The following is a 23,483-nucleotide window of genomic DNA, read 5'->3' on the forward strand; positions in this document are numbered from 1 at the left end:
GGTGCGATGGCGGGCAGCGCGAGTCGTGACGGCGTGAGCGATCAGGACCTCCTCGCCCGCCACGTCGAAGGTGACCCCGACGCCTTCGGTGAGCTCGTGCGCCGCCACCGGGACCGGCTCTGGGCGGTGGCCCTGCGGACGCTGGGGGACCGGGAGGAGGCCGCTGACGCCGTTCAGGACGCGCTCGTCTCCGCCTACCGCGCCGCCCACACCTTCCGCGGACAGGCAGCCGTCACGACGTGGCTGCACCGGATCACGGTGAACGCCTGCCTGGACCGCGCCCGCAAGGTTGCCTCCCGGAAGACCGCCCCCGTCGACGACACCGAGCGCCTGGAGCAGCTCCTGGAGCCGCACGAGTCGGCCTCGGCGCCCGCCGAGCGCAACGACCTGCATCGCCAGCTGCTGGAGGCTCTGGGCACCCTGCCGGCCGACCAACGGGCCGCCCTCGTCCTGGTGGACATGCAGGGCTACCCCGTGGCGGAGGCCGCCCGGGTCCTCGACGTGCCGGCCGGCACGATCAAGAGCCGGTGCGCCCGGGGCAGAGCCAGACTTCTGCCGCTCCTCACCCACCTGCGCCCGGACGGCAGCGGCGAGGACACGAAGCCGGGTGCGAAACGGAACCGGACGCAGGGGCCATCCGTCCCACCCGCAGCGGGACCGCACCGTGCGGGCCCGCCGGACGCAGGGCCGAGTGATTCAGCCGCAGTGAAGGGCGGAGGTGGACGAGCGTGACGTCGTCGACGACAGACATGACCGGGCACCCGGACGTCGCGGAGATCTCCGACCTCACCGAGGGCCTGCTCCCGCCGTCCCGGACCGCGGACGTGCGACAGCACCTGGAGACCTGCGAGCTCTGCGCGGACGTGTTCGCGTCGCTGGAGGAGATCCAGGAGCTGCTCGGCACGCTGCCTGGACCGACGCGGATGCCCGACGACGTGGCCGGCCGTATCGACGCCGCCCTGGCGGCCGAGGCGCTGCTGAGCGCCACCGTGCCGGAACCCCCGGAGCCGACGCCTGCCGCTGCCACGCCCGCCACATCCGACAGGAACGACAGCGCGCATCGTGTTTCACGTGAAACATCGACCACGACGGATCGACCCGCCGGGCACGCCCGCGCTTCCTCCACCGGGCCGGGCCGCAAGGACCGCAAGCGAAGCGGGCGGCGCAGGATCGCCGTACTCAGCGCCGTGGCCGCCGCCGCTGCGATCGGGCTCGGCTCCGTGATCGTCTACTCGGTCACCGGGAGCAGCCCGTCCGACGGCACCGCGCTTGCGGACACCTTCTCAGAAGAAAAGTTGAAGGAACAGGTCGCCGCTCTCGTCGCCGACGACCAGAGCGGCGCGCAGAACGGACCGCGTACACCGCGCAGCTTCGGTATGGAGTCCGAGACCGGTGGTGAGAACCGCGTTTTCAAGCAGCCGGCGGTTCCCGAATGCATTCGGAAGGCCATCGGACGCGACGACGCGGCGCTGGCCACGAAGGACGGCGTCTACAAGGGCAAGGAAGCGCTCCTCGTGGTGCTGCCCGACGTCTCCAACGACAGCCGAGTGACCGCCTACATCGTCGAGTCGGCGTGTGTGGCTCAGCCTGCTGTCAGTAAGGCCGAGATCCTTTTGAAGCACTCCTACGCTCATTCCTGAGCGCTCGCGCCCGTCCCATTTCCCGTATGCCCGCCCCCTCGGCTCCGTGTGCCCGGACACAGCGGGAATGCGCGCCCCGTAGGATCCGTTGGGTGGGGTGAGAGCTCCGAAAGAAGCTCCACCCGGCCCTGAAGACGCAGTCCAGAGACGAGGAATGAAGCCGTGAGCGACGTCCGAAACGTGATCATCATCGGCTCCGGGCCCGCCGGCTACACGGCGGCGCTCTACACCGCGCGCGCGTCGCTGAAGCCGCTGGTGTTCGAGGGCGCCGTCACCGCGGGTGGTGCTCTGATGAACACCACCGAGGTGGAGAACTTCCCGGGCTTCCAGGACGGCATCATGGGCCCCGAGCTCATGGACAACATGCGTGCCCAGGCCGAGCGCTTCGGCGCCGAGCTGATCCCGGACGATGTCGTCGCCGTCGACCTGAGTGGCGAGATCAAGAAGGTCACCGACACCGCGGGGACCGTCCACGAGGCCAAGGCCGTCATCATCACCACCGGTTCCCAGCACCGCAAGCTCGGCCTGCCCAACGAGGACGCCCTCTCCGGCCGTGGCGTCTCCTGGTGCGCGACCTGCGACGGCTTCTTCTTCAAGGATCAGGACATCGCCGTGATCGGCGGCGGTGACACCGCGATGGAGGAGGCCACGTTCCTCTCCCGCTTCGCCAAGTCCGTGACGATCGTCCACCGCCGTGACACACTGCGCGCGTCCAAGGCAATGCAGGAGCGCGCCTTCGCCGACCCCAAGATCTCGTTCGTCTGGGACAGCGAGGTTGCCGAGGTCCAGGGCGACCAGAAGCTGTCGGGCCTGAAGCTGCGCAACGTCAAGACCGGCGAGCTCTCGGACCTGGCAGTCACCGGCCTGTTCATCGCGATCGGTCACGACCCGCGTACCGAGCTCTTCAAGGGCCAGCTCGACCTGGACCCGGAGGGCTACCTGAAGGTCGACGCTCCGTCGACCCGCACCAACCTGACCGGCGTCTTCGGCGCCGGAGACGTGGTCGACCACACCTACCGTCAGGCGATCACCGCCGCCGGCACCGGCTGCTCCGCCGCACTCGACGCCGAGCGCTTCCTCGCCGCGCTCACCGACGAGGACAAGGCCGAGCCCGAGAAGACCACTGTCTGACCCTCATCCGCCCCACGCATCAACCAGTTAAGGAGCCCGCCGTGGCCGGCACCCTGAAGCAAGTGACCGACGATTCCTTCGAGCAGGACGTCCTCAAGAACGACAAGCCCGTCCTGGTGGACTTCTGGGCCGCCTGGTGCGGTCCGTGCCGTCAGATCGCGCCGTCCCTCGAGGCCATCGCCGCCGAGTACGGCGACAAGATCGAGATCGTCAAGCTCAACATCGACGAGAACCCGGGTACGGCCGCCAAGTACGGCGTCATGTCCATCCCGACCCTGAACGTCTACCAGGGCGGCGAGGTCGCCAAGACCATCGTCGGCGCCAAGCCGAAGGCGGCGATCGTTCGCGACCTCGAGGACTTCATCGCCGACTAGCGTTTCACGTGAAACACGTATGGGCCGACCCGGACGGGTCGGCCCATACGCTTTACAGCGGCAATGCGCTTCGCTACAGCGGTCGCAACGCGGGTTCCTTCTGGACGGCTCCGAGCAGCCGGTCCAGTGCCATCTCCACGTCTTCCTTCCAGGACAGCGTGGCCCGGAGATCCAGCCGCAGCCGCGGATGGCTGGGATGCGGCCGGACTGTCTTGAAGCCCACAGCCAGCAAATGGTCCGCCGGCAGGACGCAGGCGGGCTCCTTCCAGCGGGCGTCCCCGAACGCCTCGATCGCCTTGAAGCCCCGACGCAGCAAATCCTTGGCAACCGTCTGAACCATCACCCGGCCCAGTCCTTGCCCCTGATAGCCCGGCATCACGAAGGCGGTCATCAACTGCACAGCGTCGGGCGAGACAGGACTCGTGGGAAACGCGGTCGAACGCGGTACGTATGCAGGAGGCGCGTAGAGGACGAAGCCCACCGGGACGTCGTCGACGTAGACCACCCGGCCACATGATCCCCAGTCCAGCAGGACGGCGGAAATCCAGGACTCCTTCTCCAGGGTCGGCGTGCCCGCCTTTACCGCGGCTTCGCCTCTGACGGGATCCAGTTCCCAGAAGACACACGAGCGACAGCGCTGGGGAAGGTCCTGAAGGTTGTCCAGCGTGAGCGGTACGAGCCGGCGCCCCATGAAGGCTGTTCCTCGCTTCCTTCGCCCGCCGCGTCGCGGGCGGCTGTCAGAGCGCTCCGTTCCTTGAGCAGGCTGCCAATGAACCCACTGACCGCGCCCAGCCCCAAGCCCGCGCTCACCAGTCCGGTGCGGCTCAACGATCGCATGGCCCCTGCCTTCCTCTCAGAGGTGCTGCCAGGTGCTTGCGCCTTCCGATCGCATCGTATCCACGTTGGGATGACCCCGACACCGACGGAAAGCAAAGGGCGGGTCGTGTCCGGTACGCACCGGACACGACCCGCCCCATCGGCCGGTGGAGCACCGACGAGCGCTCCACCGGCCCGAGCCTCAGGAGTCGAACTCTTCCGCTTCGCCCTCCAGAAGTCCCTTCTGCAGCACGGGCCCTTCACCGGGAGCGAGGCTCCCAAGGATCCGCTCAAGATCCTCCATGGAAGCGAACTCCACGGTGATCTTTCCCTTCTTCTGTCCCAGGTCGACCTTCACCCGCGTCTCGAAACGGTCCGAGAGCCGCGTCGCCAGATCAGAAAGCGCCGGCGAGACAAGGGAACCGGCCCGCGGGCCCTTGGCCCGCTGCGCCTTCTGCGGCCGGGACCCCATCAGGGTCACGATCTCCTCGACCGACCGTACCGAGAGACCTTCGGCCACGATCCGATGGGCCAGCCGGTCCTGGTCCTCCGGGTCCTCCACGGAGAGCAGCGCACGCGCGTGCCCGGCGGAGAGCACCCCGGCAGCCACCCGGTTCTGAACCTTCGGCGAGAGCTTCAGCAGACGCAGCGTGTTGGAGACCTGAGGGCGGGAGCGGCCGATACGGTCCGCCAGCTGGTCGTGCGTGCAGTTGAAGTCCTTCAGCAGCTGGTCGTAGGCGAAGGCCTCTTCCAGGGGGTTCAGCTGAGCCCGGTGAAGGTTCTCCAGCAACGCGTCCAGGAGGAGCTTCTCGTCCTCCGTGGCCCGCACGATCGCCGGGATGGTCTCCATCTCCAGTTCCCGGCACGCACGGAACCGGCGCTCACCCATGATGAGCTCGTAGCGCCCGGGCCCCGTCTGCCGGACGACGACGGGCTGGAGGAGGCCGACCTCCCTGATGGAGGTGACCAGCTCGGCCAGCGCGTCATCGTCGAAGTCCTTACGCGGCTGCTTCGGGTTCGGCGTGATGGAGTCGAGCGGGACCTCCGCGAAGTGCGCGCCCACGGGCGACCTGAGCGAGTCCACCCCACTCGATGCCGTACCGGATGCCGTCGACTCCTCCGTTTCACGTGGAACAGGCGGCAGCGTGGCTACCTTCGCCGCGGCCACACCGCGGTCGTTCGGCAGCAGAGGCATCGCCGGGGATGCGGAAGCCGCATTCCCCAGCGCCGCCGACGCCACCGACTTCTCCGTCGGAGCATTGGGGATCAGTGCGCCCAGACCTCGGCCCAGCCCCCTCCGTCGCTCACTCACTGGATCCCCTCCACCATGCTCGGGTCGTTCTGTGCGCCGATATGGGCATGCGTCGCGTCGTAACTGACGCCCACGCCCTTCAGCGCGATCTCGCGTGCCGCCTCTAGATAGGAGAGGGCTCCGCTCGATCCTGGATCGTAGGTCAGTACCGTCTGCCCATAGCTCGGGGCCTCGGAGATGCGGACCGAGCGAGGAATGCTCGTCCGCAGCACCTCGTCGCCGAAGTGGCTGCGCACTTCGTCGGCGACCTGGGACGCGAGCCGCGTCCGGCCGTCGTACATGGTGAGCAGGATCGTCGACACATGCAGGTTGGGGTTGAGGTGCCCGCGAACCAGGTCGACGTTGCGCAGCAGCTGTCCCAGCCCCTCCAGCGCGTAGTACTCGCACTGGATCGGGATCAGCACCTCCTGGCCCGCGACGAGCGCGTTGACCGTCAGCAGGCCGAGGGAGGGCGGGCAGTCGATGAGGATGTAATCCAGCGGCTGTTCGTATGCCTGGATCGCCCGCTGAAGCCGGCTCTCACGTGCCACCAGAGAGACCAGCTCGATCTCCGCACCGGCGAGATCGATGGTGGCGGGGGCGCAGAAGAGACCCTCGACGTCGGGGACCGGCTGGACCACCTCCGAGAGCGGTCTGCTCTCGACCAGCACGTCATAGATGGATGGGACGTCGGCGTGGTGGTCGATGCCCAGCGCGGTGGAGGCGTTGCCCTGCGGATCGAGGTCGACGACCAGGACCCGGGCACCGTGGAGGGCAAGCGACGCGGCGAGGTTGACGGTCGTCGTCGTCTTGCCCACGCCGCCCTTCTGATTGGCGACCACCATGACCCTGGTCTGCTCGGGCCGCGGCAATCCCTCGCCGGCGCGGTCCAAGGCTTCCACCGCCAGTTGGGCAGCACGACCGATCGGAGTGTCGTCCATCGGAGGCGGTGTTTCACGTGAAACATCCGCCCCCATCGACTCGGTACGGGGACCGGGGACCGGATCGGTCATCGGTCCCGCGATATTGGCGTCGGACCGCAAGGATTCACTCTCCTCGACTTCAGGCTCGCAATGAACAGAGCCTCCCATGCCTTCGGGGTCATGAACCAGTGAGGCCTGGCCTTCTGTGGAGAAATCCACCTCTGTGGACAACTCCCCGCCCTCTCCGAGCGACCCGAGAGGCTTTCGATCGCGGGGATCGGCCGCGGCGCGGCCGCGACTGATGATGCCGTGCAGCAGTGAGCGACGTTTCACGTGAAACACGATGCACAGCAGCCGGTGCCGAAATGCCGCGACACTCCGACATGCATAGGTTTGGCAGCTTGTGTGGAGTACGGCTCACCATCAGGACGCGTCAGCGCCGTCGGTGCCGCAGCAACCGAATGAGGCTATCCGCGACGCCGCCGGGCACGCCCCGTCCGGGCCGCCTTGGCCCGTTTTGCAGCGAACCGCACGCCACCCGGGCTCTCCCCGACCTCAACCCGCACCACGGTGGACATGGGGTCCACAACCCCCTCGCCGACATGCAGGATGGACGTCTCCACCGCGCCCAGCTTACTCAGCGCCGTGGCCGCGGCCTTCAGTTCCTCCTCTGCGGTGTCGCCCTTGAGAGCCAGCATCTCGCCGTACGGGCGGAGCAGTGGAACCCCCCACGTGGCCAGGCGGTCCAGCGGAGCAACGGCACGGGCGGTCACCACATGCACTGGCGGCATCTTCCCCATGACCTCTTCGGCCCGGCCGCGCACAACGGTGACATGGTCCAAGCCCAACAGCTCCACGACCTCGGTCAGGAAGTTCGTGCGCCGCAGCAGCGGCTCCAGGAGCGTGATCTTCAGGTCTTCCCGGACGAGCGCCAGGGGGATCCCCGGCAATCCGGCACCCGAACCGACGTCGCACACCGTCACGCCCTCGGGCACGACTTCCGAGAGCACCGCGCAGTTCAGCAGATGCCGCTCCCACAGGCGGGGAACCTCACGCGGACCGATCAGACCGCGCTTCACCCCTGCCTCGGCGAGCAGTTCCGCGTAGCGGACCGCATCCGCGTACCGATCGCCGAACACGTCGTGTGCCTGCTCGGGCACAGGGGGAAGCTCCGCTGCCTCCGTCACGGGGACCGTCCTTCCGTACGGCACCGGCGCACCAGTCGCCGCTATCAGAACCACCAGAACTATCAGGCTGACAAAGTTCGGCCCCGCCTGCGCAACAGACGGGGCCGGAGAACGAGAGGTCCGATCAGGCAGGAAGCACGACGACGAAGCGCTCCGGCTCCTCGCCTTCGGACTCGCTGCGCAGTCCCGCCGCCTTGACCGCGTCGTGCACGACCTTGCGCTCGAACGGTGTCATCGGCTTCATTCGCACCGACTCGCCGCTGCTCCTGACCTCGGCCGCGGCCTTGGCGCCCAGCTCGGAGAGCTCGGCCCGCTTCGTGGCCCGGTAATCCGCGATGTCGAGCATCAGCCGGCTGCGATCGCCGGTCTCCCGGTGCACGGCCAGGCGCGTGAGCTCCTGCAGAGCCTCCAGCACCTCCCCGTCCCTGCCGACCAGCTTCTGCAGGTCACGGCTGTGCGAATCGCTGATGATCGAGACAGAGGCACGGTCGGCCTCGACGTCCATGTCGATGTCGCCGTCGAGGTCGGCGATGTCGAGCAGACCCTCCAGGTAGTCCGCGGCGATCTCGCCCTCGTTCTCGAGGTGAGTCAGGGTGTCTGCGCCCTCGGCAGCGGCGGAGGTGGTGCCTTCCGTCACGGGATGGACTCCTTCTTACTTCTTCGACGGGGACTTGGGCCGCTGCGGGCCCTTGCGCTGTCCGGACTGGGCCTTGCTGCGGCCACCGCCGCCGGACTTCTGCGCCGGCTTCTTGGCGGCGGCGGGCTTGGCGTCCTGCTTGCCGTCCTGTGGGTCGTCCGACTTGGTCAGCGAGGTCTTGGGGTCGGGCTCACCGGCCGCCTTCACGGACTGGCGCTGAGACTTGCTCTGCCGTTTGGGCTGCTGGCGCTTGGGGGTGGCCGGAGTGGCCACGGTCGCGCCGTCCTCGGTCTGGGTGGCGACGGCCGTGTCGCTCTTCAGCACAGTGCCGTCGGGCTGAGCCGCCAGGCCCGCCTTGTTCAGACCGTTGATGAACTTCCGCTCGAACTCGTTGCGGTCCCGGCCCTTGGCGACGATGGCCTTGACGATGGCCTTCTCACCACGTCCACGCGTCTTGCCGTGCTGGGTGACGCTCTTGTGCAGGCGCTCCAGGTAGGACGCCTGGGCCTTGGAACCCGGTGTCGGGTTGTTGCGGATGACATACATCTGCTGACCCATGGTCCACACGTTCGTGGTCAGCCAGTAGACGAGGACACCGACGGGGAAGTTGATGCCGAAGACGGCGAACATGACCGGGAAGACGTACATCAGCATCTTCTGCTGCTGCATGAACGGCGTCTTCACCGTCGTGTCGACGTTCTTGGTCATCAGCTGGCGCTGAGTGAAGAACTGCGACGCCGACATCAGCACGATCATGATCGCGGTGACGACCCGGACGTCCGTCAACGAGGACCCGAGAGCCTCCACCTTGGAAGCGCCATCGGTGAACTTCGAGGCCAGCGGCGCACCGAAGATGTGGGCCTTCTGGGCACTCTCCAGCAGACGGTCGTTGATCACACCGACGGTGTCGTTCGACGCGATGCTGTTGAGCACGTGGTACAGGGCGAAGAAGAACGGGGACTGCGCCAGGATGGGAAGGCACGAGGAGAGCGGGTTGGTGCCCGTCTCCTTGTACAGCTTCATCATCTCTTCGGACTGGCGCTGCTTGTCGTTCTTGTAGCGCTCCTGGATCTTCTTCATCTCCGGCTGGAGCGTCTGCATCCCGCGCGTCGCCTTGATCTGCTTCACGAAGAGCGGGATCAGGCAGATGCGGATGAGGATCACCAGGGACACGATGGACAGGCCCCAGGCCCACCCCGTGTCCGGGCCGAAGATGGCGCCGTACACGCTGTGGAACTGGACGATGACCCAGGAGACAGGTGTCGTGATGAAGCTGAAGAGGCTGGCAATCGTGTCCACTGATCATGCTCCTTGGGCATGGGACTGGGTCTCTGCGGCCGGGCTCGAAGGACCGGGCGGACTCGTGTGAGAAGCCTGTCCTTCGATGGCCGGTTCGGCGGCGGAGGGCCCGCCCTTGCGTGCACGCCAGGCGTCACGCAGCATTTCGTGCCACCGCGGGCGCTTACGCGGCGGAACATGGTCCACGCCGCCCAGCGACCACGGATTGCACCGCAGGATGCGCCAAGCGGTGAGCGCCGTGCCCTTGAGAGCACCGTGCCGGTCGACGGCCGTGTAGCCGTAGTGGGAACACGACGGGTAGTACTTGCACACCGGCCCCAGCAGCGGACTGATCGTCCACTGGTACAGCTTGATCAGAGCCAGCAGCGGGTACTTCATCGCGCGCCCCCTCCCAGTAGCCGCTCCAAGGCGGCGTCCAGGTCTTGGGCCAGCTGTGCATGGTCGGCGTCACCCGCACCGGGTAGCGCTCGTACGACTACCAGGCTACCGGGGGGCAACAGGTCGATCCGGTCGCGCATCAGATGGCGAAGCCTGCGCTTCACCTTGTTGCGCACCACCGCACCACCCACAGCTTTGCTCACGACGAAACCCGCACGTGTCGGGGGAGCGCTCTCCCCAGGCGCGTGCGGGTCCGTGGCACCGCTTCGAAGGTGGACGACGAGGGCCGGACGGCCGGCCCGGCGGCCTCGTCGTACCGCGGTCGCGAAGTCCTCGCGCCGCCTCAGCCGGTTCTCGGTGGGCAGCACGATGTCATGACCTGACCGGGATCAGGCGGACAGACGGGCGCGACCCTTGCTACGGCGAGTCGCGAGAATCGCGCGGCCGGCACGGGTACGCATACGCAGCCGGAAACCGTGGGTCTTCGCGCGGCGACGGTTGTTCGGCTGGAAGGTGCGCTTGCTCACTCGGGGGCTCCAGAAAGAATCGGGGTTGGCGGGGTGCCGTCCTGGCTGTCACCGTGCGCCCACGAGTAGCTCGCGTTACGCCCGAGTGCACCGCTTTTCGATCACCTTTTACGTGACCTGTGCCCATCGGAGGCAGGCGGCAGCAGCCATCGACAACTCGACCTGGTCACGGTACGTGGGACTGCGCCATTCGGTCAAACCAGCGGCGACCGGCAGACACTTGTCCACAGGCTGGGGACAACAACTTGAACCCTACCGGCCACGCTGACTACCGTGACTGGACTCCGATTCGTTCCCTTATCCCTGCCCCACCCGAGTTTCATCCCGACCCGTCCCCGAATCACACCTTCGAGGGACTCGTGAGAGAGCGTGCCCTGTGGCTGACGTACCTGCCGATCTTGCCGCAGTGTGGCCACGCGTACTGGAGCAACTTCTCGGGGAGGGCCGCGGGCAGGGTGTCGAGTCGAAGGACGAGCACTGGATCCGGCGCTGCCAGCCCCTCGCGCTGGTCGCCGACACCGCTCTGCTCGCCGTGCCGAACGAATTTGCGAAAGGCGTACTGGAGGGCCGCCTCGCCCCCGTCGTCAGCGAGACCCTGAGCCGCGAATGCGGTCGGCCGATCCGCATCGCGATCACCGTCGACGACACCGCCGGCGACCCCGCGCCGCCCGCCCCGCAGGCGCAGCCCGCCCGCCCCCAGCCCCGCTACGAGGAGCCCGAGCTCCCTGCCCCCGGCCACCAGGGGCAGGGCGGCGGCCGCGACGAGTACGAGGGATACGGCCGCCACCGCGCCGATCAGCTCCCCACCGCCCGCCCCGCCTACCCGCAGGAGTACCAGCGCCCCGAGCCCGGCTCCTGGCCGCGCCCGGCGCAGCAGGACGACTACGGCTGGCAGCAGCAGCGCCTCGGCTTCCCCGAGCGCGACCCCTACGCGACACCGCCGCAGGAGCCCTACGGCCAGGAGCCCTATCCCAAGGACTCGTACCAGCAGGACTACCGTCAGCAGTCGCCGGACCGCCCTCCGTACGACTCCCAGCGCGGCACATACGAACGCGGTGACTACGAGCGCGGTGACTACGAACGCGGTGACCGCGAGCAGTCCCGCAACGACTACGAAAAGCCGCGCGGCGACTACGGCCAGCGCAGCCCCCGGCGGGACCTGCCCGAGCCGCCGTCCGGCTCCGGCCACGTCCACCGCGGCGGCCCCGTCGGACCCGGACCCGCCACCGGCGCCCCCGGCCCGCTGGCCGCACAGCCCGCACCGGCGACCGGGCCGGGCGAGCCCACCGCGCGCCTGAATCCGAAGTACCTCTTCGACACCTTCGTCATCGGCGCCTCCAACCGGTTCGCCCACGCGGCCGCCGTCGCCGTCGCCGAAGCACCCGCGAAGGCCTACAACCCCCTCTTCATCTACGGGGAGTCGGGCCTCGGCAAGACCCACCTCCTGCACGCCATCGGGCACTACGCCCGCAGCCTCTACCCCGGCACGCGCGTGCGGTACGTGAGCTCCGAGGAGTTCACCAACGAGTTCATCAACTCCATCCGCGACGGCAAGGGCGACAGCTTCCGCAAGCGCTACCGCGAGATGGACATCCTGCTCGTCGACGACATCCAGTTCCTGGCGGACAAGGAGTCGACGCAGGAGGAGTTCTTCCACACCTTCAACACGCTCCACAACGCCAACAAGCAGATCGTTCTCTCCTCCGACCGGCCGCCCAAGCAGCTGGTCACGCTGGAGGACCGGCTGCGGAACCGTTTCGAGTGGGGCCTGATCACCGACGTCCAGCCGCCCGAGCTGGAGACGCGCATCGCGATCCTGCGCAAGAAGGCCGTGCAGGAGCAGCTCAACGCCCCGCCCGAGGTACTGGAGTTCATCGCCTCCCGGATCTCGCGCAACATCCGCGAGCTGGAGGGCGCGCTGATCCGGGTGACGGCGTTCGCGTCGCTCAACCGGCAGCCGGTCGACCTGGGGCTGACGGAGATCGTCCTCAAGGACCTGATCCCCGGCGGCGAGGACTCGGCCCCCGAGATCACGTCCACGGCCATCATGGGCGCCACCGCCGACTACTTCGGCCTCACCGTCGAGGACCTGTGCGGCACCTCGCGCGGGCGCGCGCTGGTGACGGCCCGGCAGATCGCCATGTACCTGTGCCGGGAGCTGACGGACCTCTCGCTGCCGAAGATCGGCGCGCTGTTCGGCGGCCGGGACCACACCACGGTGATGCACGCCGACCGCAAGATCCGCAATCTGATGGCCGAGCGCCGCTCCATCTACAACCAGGTGACCGAGCTGACCAACCGCATCAAGAACGGCTGACGGCCGCCGGCACCGGCCGCACGGGCGCCCCGGGACATCCCGGGGCGCCCTTTGCGTGCCCGGGGGATCGCACTGCCGTCCTGCTCGCTGTTCGAATACCTGCCGGGTTACGGGCGTCCTCCACAGATTCGGCCACTTTTTTCCGTCCACACCTTGGGGACTGGGAAGTTGTCCCGATCCTGTCCACAGGCCAGAGGGTTGAGGGATCATCAGAGCAGGTCAGCTCCCTGTGGATTCGTGGACGAACGATCTCCACAGCCTGTGGACGAAGAAATCATCCACAGGCTGTGCACCGAGTTGTCCACGGGCAACCCACAGGCTGAGGCCCGTTGTCCCCAGCGATCCCGAGCTTCTCCACATGCCTGTCCACTGTTCGGCAACGCGACGCGCCCTGTCACCACCTCGAGTGAAAGGCGTCACATCAAGCTGCCCGGTTGGGCTGTGGGAAACGTGGGTAAACCTGGGGACGGCTCTGGGGAGAAGTCGCCTCTGCCTGTGCACGGAGTGTGCAGAACTTTCTGTTCTCCACAGATACGCCCGGTTGTCCACCGGCTCCGCCCACAGGCCCGGTGGACAAAATTGCTGCTCTGACCTGGGCAAACGAGGTTATCCACGGTATCCACAGGCCCTACTACTACTAGCGACTAGAGAGAGTGCGGAATCCGTTTCGAAGCGGGCCCTGTGCACAACTCGCTCTCTCGAGCCCGACCGCCCCTCGTCGCGACTTGACCCCGAACGGCACCTACTGTCAGTGGGGTGCGTCAGACTGGTCCCCGGTGTTCTGCCCCTCACAGGGACCGACGACACCGACCCAGACGACGAAGGCCAGGCAGGGCGAGCAGCGCCGGCAACAGCAGGAGGCGGCAACAGTGAAGATCCGGGTGGAACGCGACGTACTCGCGGAGGCAGTGGCCTGGGCGGCTCGCAGCCTCCCGGCCCGTCCGCCGGCGCCGGTCCTCGCGGGCCTGCTGCTGAAGGCCGAGGAGGGGCAGCTGAGCCTGTCCAGCTTCGACTACGAGGTCTCCGCGAGGGTCTCGGTGGAGGCGGAGATCGAGGAGGAGGGCACGGTCCTCGTCTCGGGCCGCCTGCTCGCCGACATCTCCCGCGCCCTCCCCAACCGGCCGGTGGAGATTTCCACAGACGGTGTACGGGCGACGGTGGTCTGCGGCTCCTCGCGGTTCACCCTCCACACGCTGCCGGTGGAGGAGTACCCGGCCCTGCCGCAGATGCCGGAGGCGACCGGCACGGTCCCCGGCGAGGTCTTCGCCTCGGCCGTGCAGCAGGTCGCCATCGCCGCCGGCCGCGACGACACGCTGCCCGTCCTCACCGGTGTGCGCATCGAGATCGAGGGCGACTCGGTGACGCTGGCCTCCACCGACCGCTACCGCTTCGCGGTCCGCGAGTTCCTGTGGAAGCCGGAGAATCCCGAGGTCTCCGCGGTCGCCCTGGTACCCGCCAAGACGCTCCAGGACACCGCCAAGGCGCTGACCAGCGGCGATCAGGTCATCCTGGCGCTGTCCGGCTCGGGCGCGGGCGAGGGCCTGATCGGTTTCGAGGGTGCGGGCCGCCGGACGACGACCCGTCTGCTGGAGGGCGACCTCCCGAAGTACAAGACGCTGTTCCCGACGGAGTTCAACAGCGTCGCCGTGATCGAGACCGCCCCCTTCGTGGAGGCCGTCAAGCGTGTGGCCCTGGTCGCCGAGCGCAACACCCCGGTGCGGCTCAGCTTCGAGCAGGGAGTGCTCATCCTGGAGGCCGGCTCCAGCGACGACGCACAGGCTGTGGAAAGGGTCGACGCGCAGCTGGAGGGCGACGACATCTCGATCGCCTTCAACCCGACGTTCCTGCTGGACGGCCTGAGCGCGATCGACTCGCCGGTGGCGCAGCTGTCCTTCACGACGTCCACGAAGCCCGCGCTGCTCAGCGGCAAGCCCGCGGTGGACGCCGAGGCCGACGAGGCCTACAAGTACCTGATCATGCCGGTGCGGCTGAGCGGCTGAGCGGTCGGGGCCCGGCGCAGTGGTCCACAAGGTGGGGGCAAACCCGCAGGTGAGGGCGTACGTCTGAGCGCGTACGCCCACAGCTGTGCACGGGCCGGCGGGTTTAGGCTCGGACGTGGGTACGAAAGTGCCGCGGCACGCATCCGGCGGTTCAGGACGTGCCGTCCCGCCACCTCGCACACCTTAAGGAACGCAACTGATGGAGCTCGGTCTCGTCGGCCTCGGCAAGATGGGCGGCAACATGCGCGAGCGGATCCGCCGCGCGGGCCACACCGTCGTCGGATACGACCGCAATCCGGACCTCGCCGATGTCCACAGCCTCGAAGAGCTTGTGGGCAAGCTCAGCGCCCCGCGCGTGGTCTGGGTCATGGTCCCGGCCGGCGAGGCCACCCAGGCCACCGTCGACCGGCTCGGCGAGCTGCTGGAGCCCGGTGACGTGGTCGTGGACGGCGGCAACTCCCGCTGGACGGACGACGAGAAGCACGCCGAGGAGCTGGCCGCCAAGGGCATAGGCTTCGTCGACTGCGGCGTCTCCGGCGGCGTGTGGGGTCTGGAGAACGGCTACGCGCTGATGTACGGCGGCGACGCGGACGACGTCGCCCGGGTGCAGCCGGCCTTCGACGCCCTCAAGCCGGAGGGTGACTTCGGCGCCGTGCACGCCGGCAAGGTGGGCGCGGGCCACTTCGCGAAGATGGTCCACAACGGCATCGAGTACGCGATGATGCAGGCTTATGCCGAGGGCTGGGAGCTGCTGGAGAAGGTCGACTCCGTGGAGAACGTCCGCGAGGTCTTCCGGTCCTGGCAGGAGGGCACGGTGATCCGTTCCTGGCTGCTGGACCTGGCGGTCAACGCGCTCGACGAGGACGAGCACCTGGGCGGCCTGCGCGGTTATGCACAGGACTCCGGTGAGGGACGCTGGACTGTGGAGGCCGCGATCGACAACGCTGTGCCGCTGCCGGCGATCACGGCGTCGCTGTTCGCGCGGTTCGCGTCCCGGCAGGACGACTCGCCGCAGATGAAGATGATCGCCGCCCTGCGCAATCAGTTCGGCGGCCACGCGGTCGAGAAGAAGTAAGCAACACCCGAAGGTCAACACCGGAGGGTCAGCACCCGAAGGTTGGGGAGGTCGGCGAAACGACCATGCACGTCACGCATCTGTCGCTGGCCGACTTCCGTTCGTACGCCCGGGTCGAGGTCCCGCTGGACCCGGGCGTCAGCGCCTTCGTCGGGCCGAACGGGCAGGGCAAGACGAACCTCGTCGAGGCGGTCGGCTATCTCGCCACGCTCGGCAGCCACCGGGTCTCCTCCGACGCGCCCCTGGTCCGCATGGGCGCCGAGCGCGCCGTGATCCGCGCCCAGGTCCGGCAGGGCGAGCGGCAGCAGCTGATCGAGCTGGAACTGAACCCGGGCCGCGCCAACCGTGCCCGTATCAACAGGTCCACGCAGGTCAAGCCGCGTGACGTGCTCGGCATCGTGCGCACCGTGCTGTTCGCGCCCGAGGACCTCGCGCTGGTGAAGGGCGACCCCGGTGAGCGGCGCCGCTTCCTGGACGAGCTGATCACCGCCCGCTCCCCGCGGATGGCCGGGGTGCGCTCCGACTACGACCGGGTCCTCAAGCAGCGCAACACCCTGCTGAAGTCGGCGGCGCTCGCGCGCCGGCACGGCGGCCGCACGATGGACCTGTCCACGCTCGACGTCTGGGACCAGCACCTCGCGCGCGCGGGTGCCGAACTGCTGGCTCAGCGCCTCGACCTGATCGCCGCCGTGCAGCCGCTGGCGGACAAGGCGTACGAGCAGCTGGCGCCGGGGGGCGGCCCCGTCGCCCTCGAGTACAAGCCGTCGGCGCCCGGTGAGGCGCACACGCGCGAGGATCTGTTCGAGCAGCTGATGGCCGCGCTCGCCGAGGCCCGCAAGCAGGAGATCGAGCGGGGCGTGACCCTGGTGGGTCCGCACCGGGACGATCTGCTTCTCAAACTCGGCTCGCTGCCCGCCAAGGGGTACGCGTCCCACGGCGAGTCGTGGTCCTACGCCCTGGCGCTGCGGCTGGCGTCGTTCGATCTTCTCAGGGCGGAGGGCAATGAGCCGGTCCTGGTCCTGGACGACGTTTTCGCCGAGCTGGACGCGCGGCGCCGGGAGCGGCTGGCCGAGCTGGTGGCGCCCGGTGAGCAGGTGCTGGTGACGGCCGCGGTCGATGACGATGTTCCGGGTGTGCTGGCGGGTGCGCGGTTCACGGTGGCCGAGGGCGCGGTGGAGCGCGTATGAGCGCGGGCGGGCCGGTCCCCGGGAAATCCCCCGAGGAGGGCGCCGACAGCAAGGGTGGCCGGGAACCGTCGGGTGTCGATCTCGCGCGGGTGGCGCTGAGGGCGGCGCGGGAGGCGGCACGCGCGCGTGGGGACGCCGCACAGCAGAAGAAGCAGGCGCGGCGCGGGGGCCTGCGTTCCGGGGCGCGCGCCGACGGGCGCGACCCGATGGCGTTGGGTTCCGCGATCAACCGGCTGATCACCGAGCGCGGCTGGGAGACGCCGGCCGCGGTGGGCGGGGTGATGGGCCGCTGGCCGGAGATCGTCGGTGCGGACGTGGCGAAGCACTGTGTGCCGGAGCGGTACGACGAGGACGAGCGGGTGCTGGTCGTCCGCTGTGACTCGACGGCGTGGGCGACGAATCTGCGGTTGCTCGCCCCGACGCTGGTGGCCCGGTTGAACGAGGATCTCGGGCACGGGTCGGTGCGGGTGATCAAGGTGCTGGGGCCCGGTGGTGCCGGTGGTCCCGGTCGTCGCTACGGGCCGCTGCGTGCGCCCGGCAGCCGGGGCCCGGGCGACACCTACGGGTGAGCCGCGGGCGGTCTGCGGGCGATTCGGAGGCTCTCCGCGGGTGCTTTGCGGGCGCTTCGCGGATGACCTGTCACCTTGTCAGAGACGGGTGATGTACCTCACATAATTGGGCCGCGACGGCGGGTGTGAACCGTCGCCGCGCCCTCCGTCCCGCAACCGCACGCGGTTGCGAATCCCGATCTGACTCCCAAGTAGCCAAGGGTTGACGCCTCGAAGCGCTGAGTGCCGTTGTGAGCCTCTTGGGGCCCCCATCCCCATATCGGGAGTCGGACGAGCATCGTTCAGGGCGGCACATGCGGACTCAGGTACCGGCAAACCCCCATCAGTGTCAGTGCTACCGGTAGAATGGAAGACAATCCCGCCCCGAACGTGGGGACCGTCCGGGACTAGCTGAGCAACGCTGATCAAGGCTTACCAACGCAACATGCCGCAGCCGCTCCGGCAACCCGCCGACGAGCCCGGCTCGTGCTGTGCCAGAAAGGGCGCTTCGTGGCCGATTCCGGCAACCCCAACGAGAACAACCCGTCCACCGACACCGGCGTGAACGACGCGGTGAGCACCTCGAACGCCGAGGCGCCCGCCTCGTACGACGCCAGTGCCATCACCGTCCTCGAGGGTCTGGACGCGGTCCGCAAGCGACCCGGTATGTATATCGGCTCGACCGGTGAACGTGGCCTGCACCACCTGGTGCAGGAGGTCGTGGACAACTCCGTCGACGAGGCGCTGGCCGGTCACGCGGACACCGTCGACGTCACCATCCTCGCCGACGGCGGCGTCCGGGTCGTCGACAACGGCCGCGGCATCCCGGTGGGCATCGTCCCCTCCGAGGGCAAGCCCGCCGTCGAGGTCGTGCTGACCGTGCTGCACGCGGGCGGCAAGTTCGGCGGCGGCGGTTACGCGGTCTCCGGCGGTCTGCACGGCGTGGGTGTCTCCGTCGTCAACGCCCTCTCCACGAGGGTCGCCGTAGAGGTCAGGACCGAGGGCTACCGCTGGACGCAGGACTACAAGCTGGGCGTCCCCACGGCGCCGCTGGCTCGGCACGAGGCCACCGAGGAGACCGGCACCTCGGTCACCTTCTGGGCCGACGGTGACATCTTCGAGAGCACCGACTACTCCTTCGAAACGCTCTCCCGGCGCTTCCAGGAGATGGCCTTCCTCAACAAGGGCCTGAGGATCAACCTCACCGACGAGCGCGAGTCGGCGAAGGCCACCGCCGGCGCGGACGAGGCGGGCGAGGACGAGAAGCACGAGGTCAAGACCGTCTCGTACTACTACGAGGGCGGCATCGTCGACTTCGTGAAGTACCTCAACTCCCGCAAGGGAGAGCTGGTGCACCCCACCGTGATCGATCTCGAGGCCGAGGACAAGGACAAGAGCCTGTCCCTCGAGATCGCGATGCAGTGGAACGGCGGCTACACGGAGGGCGTGTACTCCTTCGCCAACATCATCCACACGCACGAGGGCGGTACGCACGAGGAGGGCTTCCGTGCGGCGCTCACCTCGCTCATCAACAAGTACGCGCGCGACAAGCGCCTGCTGCGCGAGAAGGACGACAACCTCACGGGTGACGACATCCGCGAGGGTCTGACGGCGATCATCTCGGTGAAGCTGGGCGAGCCGCAGTTCGAGGGCCAGACCAAGACCAAGCTGGGCAACACGGAGGTCAAGACCTTCGTCCAGCGGGTGGTCTACGAGCACCTGGCCGACTGGCTCGACCGCAATCCGAACGAGGCGGCGGACATCATCCGCAAGGGCATCCAGGCGGCCACCGCGCGCGTGGCGGCCCGCAAGGCCCGTGACCTGACGCGTCGTAAGGGTCTGCTGGAGACGGCGTCGCTGCCGGGCAAGCTGTCCGACTGCCAGTCGAACGACCCGATCAAGTGCGAGATCTTCATCGTCGAGGGCGACTCCGCCGGCGGCTCCGCCAAGTCCGGCCGGAACCCGCAGTACCAGGCGATCCTCCCGATCCGCGGCAAGATCCTCAACGTCGAGAAGGCGCGCATCGACCGGATCCTGCAGAACCAGGAGATCCAGGCGATGATCTCCGCGTTCGGCACGGGTGTGCACGAGGACTTCGACATCGAGAAGCTCCGCTATCACAAGATCATTCTGATGGCGGACGCCGACGTCGACGGCCAGCACATCAACACCCTGCTGCTGACCTTCCTGTTCCGCTTCATGCGGCCGCTGGTCGAGGCCGGGCACGTGTACCTGTCCCGCCCGCCGCTCTACAAGATCAAGTGGGGACGGGACGACTTCGAGTACGCGTACTCGGACCGCGAGCGCGACGCGCTGATCGATATGGGCCGCAACGCCGGCAAGCGCATCCGTGAGGACTCCGTGCAGCGCTTCAAGGGCCTCGGCGAGATGAACGCCGAGGAGCTGCGCATCACGACCATGGACCAGGAGCACCGCGTGCTCGGCCAGGTCACGCTCGACGACGCCGCGCAGGCCGACGACCTGTTCTCGGTGCTGATGGGCGAGGACGTCGAGGCCCGGCGCGCGTTCATCCAGCGCAACGCCAAGGACGTCCGCTTCCTCGACATCTGAGTCGGTCTCAGCTGACCGCACCAGGAAGGACCTTCACCAGCAATGACCGACGAGAACACTCCTGTGACGACGCCCGAGGGTGACGCTTTGGCGATGCGTGTCGAGCCCGTCGGGCTCGAGACGGAGATGCAGCGCTCCTACCTCGACTACGCGATGTCCGTCATCGTCTCGCGTGCGCTGCCCGACGTCCGCGACGGCCTCAAGCCCGTGCACCGCCGCGTGCTGTACGCCATGTACGACGGCGGGTACCGCCCCGAGCGCGGCTTCTACAAGTGCGCCCGCGTCGTCGGCGACGTCATGGGCAATTACCACCCGCACGGCGACAGCTCCATCTACGACGCCCTGGTCCGCCTCGCCCAGCCGTGGTCGATGCGGATGCCGCTCGTCGACTCCAACGGCAACTTCGGTTCGCCGGGCAACGACCCGGCGGCGGCCATGCGGTACACCGAGTGCAAGATGGCGCCGCTGGCCATGGAGATGGTCCGTGACATCGACGAGGAGACCGTCGACTTCACGGACAACTACGACGGCCGCTCCCAGGAGCCGACCGTCCTGCCCGCCCGCTTCCCGAACCTGCTGATCAACGGCTCGGCCGGGATCGCGGTCGGCATGGCGACCAACATCCCGCCGCACAACCTGCGCGAGGTCGCGGCCGGCGCCCAGTGGTACCTGGAGAACTACGAGGCCTCGCACGAGGAACTGCTGGACGCGCTCATCGAGCGCATCAAGGGTCCCGACTTCCCGACCGGCGCGCTGGTGGTGGGCCGCAACGGCATCGAGGAGGCCTACCGCACCGGGCGTGGCTCGATCACCATGCGCGCGGTCGTCGAGGTCGAGGAGATCCAGAACCGCCAGTGCCTGGTGGTCACGGAGCTGCCGTACCAGACCAACCCCGACAACCTCGCGCAGAAGATCGCCGACCTGGTGAAGGACGGCAAGATCGGCGGCATCGCGGACGTCCGTGACGAGACGTCGTCCCGCACCGGTCAGCGCCTGGTCATCGTGCTGAAGCGGGACGCGGTCGCCAAGGTCGTCCTGAACAACCTGTACAAGCACACCGACCTGCAGTCGAACTTCAGCGCCAACATGCTGGCCCTGGTCGACGGCGTGCCGCGCACCCTCTCCCTGGACGCGTTCATCCGGCACTGGGTGAACCACCAGATCGAGGTCATCGTCCGGCGTACCAAGTTCCGCCTGCGCAAGGCCGAGGAGCGGGCGCACATCCTGCGCGGCCTGCTCAAGGCCCTGGACGCCATCGACGAGGTCATCGCGCTGATCCGGCGTAGCGACACCGTCGAGATCGCGCGCGGCGGCCTGATGGACCTTCTCGTCATCGACGAGATCCAGGCCAACGCGATCCTGGAGATGCAGCTGCGCCGCCTGGCGGCGCTGGAGCGCCAGAAGATCGTCCGGGAGCACGACGAGCTCCAGGCGAAGATCACCCAGTACAACGAGATCCTCTCCTCCCCGGCCCGCCAGCGCGGAATCGTCGGCGAGGAGCTGACCGCGCTCGTCGAGAAGTACGGCGACGACCGCAAGACCAAGCTGATCCCGTACGAGGGCGACATGTCCATCGAGGACCTGATCGCCGAAGAGGACATCGTCGTCACGGTCACGCGGGGCGGCTACATCAAGCGCACCAAGACCGACGACTACCGGGCCCAGAAGCGCGGCGGCAAGGGCGTACGCGGCACGAAGCTCAAGGAAGACGACATCGTCAACCACTTCTTCGTGTCCACCACGCACCACTGGCTGCTGTTCTTCACCAACAAGGGCAGGGTCTACCGGGCGAAGGCGTACGAGCTGCCCGACGCAGGACGGGACGCGCGCGGCCAGCACGTGGCGAACCTGCTGGCCTTCCAGCCGGACGAGTCGATCGCCCAGATCCGCGCGATCCGCGACTACGAGGCGGTGCCCTACCTGGTCCTGGCGACCAAGGCGGGCCTGGTGAAGAAGACGCCGCTGAAGGACTACGACTCGCCGCGCTCGGGCGGCGTGATCGCCATCAACCTGCGTGAGCAGGCGGACGGTTCCGACGACGAGCTGATCGGAGCCGAACTCGTCTCGGCCGACGACGATCTGCTGCTGATCAGCAAGAAGGCGCAGTCGATCAGGTTCACCGCCTCGGACGACACGCTGCGGCCCATGGGGCGTGCCACCTCGGGCGTGAAGGGCATGAGTTTCCGTGAAGGGGACCAGCTGCTCTCGATGAATGTTGTTCGAGCCGGTACGTTCGTGTTCACTGCAACCGACGGCGGGTACGCGAAGCGGACCTCTGTCGACGAGTACCGCGTCCAGGGCCGCGGCGGCCTCGGCATCAAGGCTGCCAAGATCGTCGAGGACCGTGGATCGCTCGTGGGCGCGCTGGTGGTCGAGGAGCACGACGAAATCCTCGCCATCACCCTCTCGGGCGGTGTGATTCGTACGCGAGTCAGCGGGGTCAGGGAGACGGGCCGTGACACCATGGGCGTCCAACTGATCAATCTGGGCAAGCGCGATGCCGTCGTCGGCATCGCACGCAACGCCGAGGCGGGACGCGAGGCGGAGGAGGTCGACGGCGATGTGGTCGTCGACGAGACCGCCGAAGGTGCCGCGACCACCGGCACGGACGAGGGTGAGGCGCCCTCGGCCGAGTAGCACGAGGAGAGAGTCATCGTGAGCGGAGCCACGGGCGCCGGGTCGGCCGGTACCTCCAGGGGTACGGAAACGGACGGCGGCGGCCGTGGCTCCGCCGCGCGTGCGACGGATTCGCACACGACTCAACTGCGCAAGATCGACGACGACGCGTCCGACTCCCGCTCGGCGAGCTCGTCCAAGACGCATGGATCCCAGGGGGGAACTGTGACGGACACCCGAGGCCAGCAGACACAGCAGGCGGCCTCGCCGCTGCCGGGAGAACGGCAGCCCCAGCAGCCCGGCGGGCCGTACCACCCGCCGCAGGCCTACCAGACCCAGGGCGGCAACGCGGCCGCCGCCGTGCGCCGCCCGCGCACCGGCGCCCGCACCACGCCCCGCGTCCGCAAGGCACGCCTGCGCGTGGCGAAGGCCGACCCGTGGTCGGTGATGAAGGTCAGCTTCCTGCTCTCCATCGCGCTCGGCATCTGCACGATCGTCGCGTCCGCCGTGCTGTGGATGGTCATGGACGCCATGGGCGTCTTCTCGACCGTCGGCGGCACGATCTCCGAGGCGACCGGCTCGAACGAGTCCAACGGTTTCGACCTGCAGTCGTTCCTGTCGCTGCCCAACGTCCTGCTGTTCGCGACGGTCATCGCGGTCGTGGACGTCGTCCTCGCGACGGCGCTCGCCACGCTCGGCGCGTTCATCTACAACCTGTCCGCCGGCTTCGTCGGGGGCGTGGAGCTTACGCTCGCCGAGGACGAGTGATCGTCGCTCGCCGGTCTCGCGACAACCGATTTTGGGACTGCCCGCCTCGTGCGCTAATCTTCAGGGGTCAGCGCGCGGGACATACACCGCAGAGCGCGGCGGGGCTATAGCTCAGTTGGTTAGAGCGCATCCCTGATAAGGATGAGGCCACAGGTTCAAATCCTGTTAGCCCCACCAGCGAGAAGACCCCCAGTCGGT

21 protein-coding genes and 1 tRNA gene are annotated in these 23,483 nt (G+C 68.1%); 13 read left to right on the top strand and 9 right to left on the bottom strand.

Translation table 11 applies throughout. The features are described from left to right. The first annotated feature begins 6 nt into the window (after positions 1-6). From sigM to trxA, 4 genes are all read left to right on the top strand, one after another. Entirely contained in the window at positions 7-732 is a 726-nt protein-coding gene (gene sigM, locus ACIQ1J_RS04685; RefSeq protein ID WP_403554093.1) for an RNA polymerase sigma factor SigM, read from the top strand. A 17-nt stretch (positions 733-749) separates the two neighbouring features. Then, positions 750-1,640, top strand: coding sequence for an anti-sigma factor family protein (locus tag ACIQ1J_RS04690; protein WP_403554797.1), 891 nt, complete (start codon positions 750-752; stop codon positions 1,638-1,640). Positions 1,641-1,802: 162 nt separating this feature from the next. Then, positions 1,803-2,771: a thioredoxin-disulfide reductase gene (gene trxB, locus ACIQ1J_RS04695; protein WP_210960099.1), complete on the top strand. Its 969-nt coding sequence runs from the start codon at positions 1,803-1,805 to the stop codon at positions 2,769-2,771. Between the two features lie 41 nt (positions 2,772-2,812). Then, positions 2,813-3,145 (top strand): thioredoxin, encoded by a 333-nt coding sequence (gene trxA / locus ACIQ1J_RS04700; protein WP_121748009.1) that lies wholly within the window; start codon positions 2,813-2,815, stop codon positions 3,143-3,145. A gap of 73 nt (positions 3,146-3,218) precedes the next feature. On the opposite strand, the gene ACIQ1J_RS04705 is transcribed toward trxA, so the two are convergent. The 9 genes from ACIQ1J_RS04705 to rpmH form a co-directional block, all read right to left on the bottom strand. Continuing rightward, complete coding sequence (locus ACIQ1J_RS04705; protein ID WP_403554096.1) at positions 3,219-3,836, bottom strand: GNAT family N-acetyltransferase; 618 nt, start codon at positions 3,834-3,836, stop codon at positions 3,219-3,221. Positions 3,837-4,163: 327 nt separating this feature from the next. After that, a complete protein-coding gene (locus ACIQ1J_RS04710; RefSeq protein WP_403554098.1) occupies positions 4,164-5,273 on the bottom strand; it encodes a ParB/RepB/Spo0J family partition protein in 1,110 nt (369 codons plus the stop codon). Next, entirely contained in the window at positions 5,270-6,343 is a 1,074-nt protein-coding gene (locus ACIQ1J_RS04715) for a ParA family protein (protein ID WP_403554799.1), read from the bottom strand. The genes ACIQ1J_RS04710 and ACIQ1J_RS04715 overlap by 4 nt, the downstream gene beginning before the upstream one ends. 299 nt (positions 6,344-6,642) lie before the next feature. Continuing rightward, entirely contained in the window at positions 6,643-7,362 is a 720-nt protein-coding gene (gene rsmG / locus ACIQ1J_RS04720) for a 16S rRNA (guanine(527)-N(7))-methyltransferase RsmG (RefSeq protein ID WP_210960096.1), read from the bottom strand. 124 nt (positions 7,363-7,486) lie between these two features. Continuing rightward, entirely contained in the window at positions 7,487-7,999 is a 513-nt protein-coding gene (locus ACIQ1J_RS04725) for a R3H domain-containing nucleic acid-binding protein (protein WP_210960095.1), read from the bottom strand. Positions 8,000-8,014: 15 nt separating this feature from the next. Next, a complete protein-coding gene (gene yidC / locus ACIQ1J_RS04730; protein ID WP_403554101.1) occupies positions 8,015-9,298 on the bottom strand; it encodes a membrane protein insertase YidC in 1,284 nt (427 codons plus the stop codon). Positions 9,299-9,301: 3 nt separating this feature from the next. Continuing rightward, positions 9,302-9,676: a membrane protein insertion efficiency factor YidD gene (gene yidD / locus ACIQ1J_RS04735; protein ID WP_210960093.1), complete on the bottom strand. Its 375-nt coding sequence runs from the start codon at positions 9,674-9,676 to the stop codon at positions 9,302-9,304. Next, positions 9,673-10,044 carry a ribonuclease P protein component gene (gene rnpA, locus ACIQ1J_RS04740; protein ID WP_210960092.1) on the bottom strand — a complete coding sequence of 124 codons (372 nt, stop codon included), beginning with the start codon at positions 10,042-10,044 and terminating at the stop codon, positions 9,673-9,675. Before rnpA ends, yidD begins: the two co-directional genes overlap by 4 nt. Positions 10,045-10,065: 21 nt before the next feature. Beyond that, complete coding sequence (gene rpmH / locus ACIQ1J_RS04745; RefSeq protein ID WP_003975051.1) at positions 10,066-10,203, bottom strand: 50S ribosomal protein L34; 138 nt, start codon at positions 10,201-10,203, stop codon at positions 10,066-10,068. A 376-nt stretch (positions 10,204-10,579) separates the two neighbouring features. On the opposite strand from rpmH, the gene dnaA reads away from it, so the two are divergent. The 9 genes from dnaA to ACIQ1J_RS04790 all read left to right on the top strand — a co-directional run bounded on the left by dnaA (position 10,580) and on the right by ACIQ1J_RS04790 (position 23,462). Next, the gene (dnaA, locus tag ACIQ1J_RS04750; protein ID WP_403554104.1) at positions 10,580-12,520 is read left to right on the top strand and encodes a chromosomal replication initiator protein DnaA; all 1,941 of its coding nucleotides are present in this window, start codon (positions 10,580-10,582) and stop codon (positions 12,518-12,520) included. Between the two features lie 869 nt (positions 12,521-13,389). Beyond that, entirely contained in the window at positions 13,390-14,520 is a 1,131-nt protein-coding gene (gene dnaN / locus ACIQ1J_RS04755) for a DNA polymerase III subunit beta (RefSeq protein WP_121748020.1), read from the top strand. 199 nt (positions 14,521-14,719) lie between these two features. Next, positions 14,720-15,595, top strand: coding sequence for a phosphogluconate dehydrogenase (NAD(+)-dependent, decarboxylating) (gene gnd, locus ACIQ1J_RS04760; RefSeq protein WP_403554106.1), 876 nt, complete (start codon positions 14,720-14,722; stop codon positions 15,593-15,595). Positions 15,596-15,660: 65 nt separating this feature from the next. Beyond that, a complete protein-coding gene (gene recF, locus ACIQ1J_RS04765) occupies positions 15,661-16,782 on the top strand; it encodes a DNA replication/repair protein RecF (RefSeq protein WP_210960089.1) in 1,122 nt (373 codons plus the stop codon). Further along, positions 16,779-17,351: a DUF721 domain-containing protein gene (locus ACIQ1J_RS04770; protein WP_403554111.1), complete on the top strand. Its 573-nt coding sequence runs from the start codon at positions 16,779-16,781 to the stop codon at positions 17,349-17,351. The genes recF and ACIQ1J_RS04770 overlap by 4 nt, the downstream gene beginning before the upstream one ends. A 489-nt stretch (positions 17,352-17,840) precedes the next feature. Further along, positions 17,841-19,901 (top strand): DNA topoisomerase (ATP-hydrolyzing) subunit B, encoded by a 2,061-nt coding sequence (gyrB, locus tag ACIQ1J_RS04775; RefSeq protein WP_403554113.1) that lies wholly within the window; start codon positions 17,841-17,843, stop codon positions 19,899-19,901. A 42-nt stretch (positions 19,902-19,943) separates the two neighbouring features. After that, positions 19,944-22,538, top strand: coding sequence for a DNA gyrase subunit A (gene gyrA / locus ACIQ1J_RS04780; RefSeq protein WP_403554115.1), 2,595 nt, complete (start codon positions 19,944-19,946; stop codon positions 22,536-22,538). Positions 22,539-22,556: 18 nt separating this feature from the next. Further along, positions 22,557-23,285 carry a DUF3566 domain-containing protein gene (locus tag ACIQ1J_RS04785; RefSeq protein ID WP_210960085.1) on the top strand — a complete coding sequence of 243 codons (729 nt, stop codon included), beginning with the start codon at positions 22,557-22,559 and terminating at the stop codon, positions 23,283-23,285. Between the two features lie 100 nt (positions 23,286-23,385). After that, positions 23,386-23,462: transfer RNA gene (locus ACIQ1J_RS04790), tRNA-Ile, on the top strand. Positions 23,463-23,483 lie beyond the last annotated feature (21 nt).

It is taken from the genome of Streptomyces sp. NPDC097107 (genome assembly GCF_044762405.1).
GTDB classification, from domain to species: domain Bacteria; phylum Actinomycetota; class Actinomycetes; order Streptomycetales; family Streptomycetaceae; genus Streptomyces; species Streptomyces thinghirensis.

What these genes read in the sequence shown, in the direction of transcription:
- ACIQ1J_RS04690 (WP_403554797.1), top strand. Translation starts at nt 750, where the DNA reads ATGACCGGGCACCCGGACGTCGCGGAGATCTCCGACCTCACCGAGGGC.
- ACIQ1J_RS04770 (WP_403554111.1), top strand. Translation starts at nt 16,779, where the DNA reads ATGAGCGCGGGCGGGCCGGTCCCCGGGAAATCCCCCGAGGAGGGCGCC.
- gyrA (WP_403554115.1), top strand. Translation starts at nt 19,944, where the DNA reads ATGACCGACGAGAACACTCCTGTGACGACGCCCGAGGGTGACGCTTTG.
- ACIQ1J_RS04705 (WP_403554096.1), bottom strand. Translation starts at nt 3,836, where the DNA reads ATGGGGCGCCGGCTCGTACCGCTCACGCTGGACAACCTTCAGGACCTT.
- sigM (WP_403554093.1), top strand. Translation starts at nt 7, where the DNA reads ATGGCGGGCAGCGCGAGTCGTGACGGCGTGAGCGATCAGGACCTCCTC.
- recF (WP_210960089.1), top strand. Translation starts at nt 15,661, where the DNA reads ATGCACGTCACGCATCTGTCGCTGGCCGACTTCCGTTCGTACGCCCGG.
- gnd (WP_403554106.1), top strand. Translation starts at nt 14,720, where the DNA reads ATGGAGCTCGGTCTCGTCGGCCTCGGCAAGATGGGCGGCAACATGCGC.
- ACIQ1J_RS04715 (WP_403554799.1), bottom strand. Translation starts at nt 6,343, where the DNA reads ATGGGAGGCTCTGTTCATTGCGAGCCTGAAGTCGAGGAGAGTGAATCC.
- yidD (WP_210960093.1), bottom strand. Translation starts at nt 9,676, where the DNA reads ATGAAGTACCCGCTGCTGGCTCTGATCAAGCTGTACCAGTGGACGATC.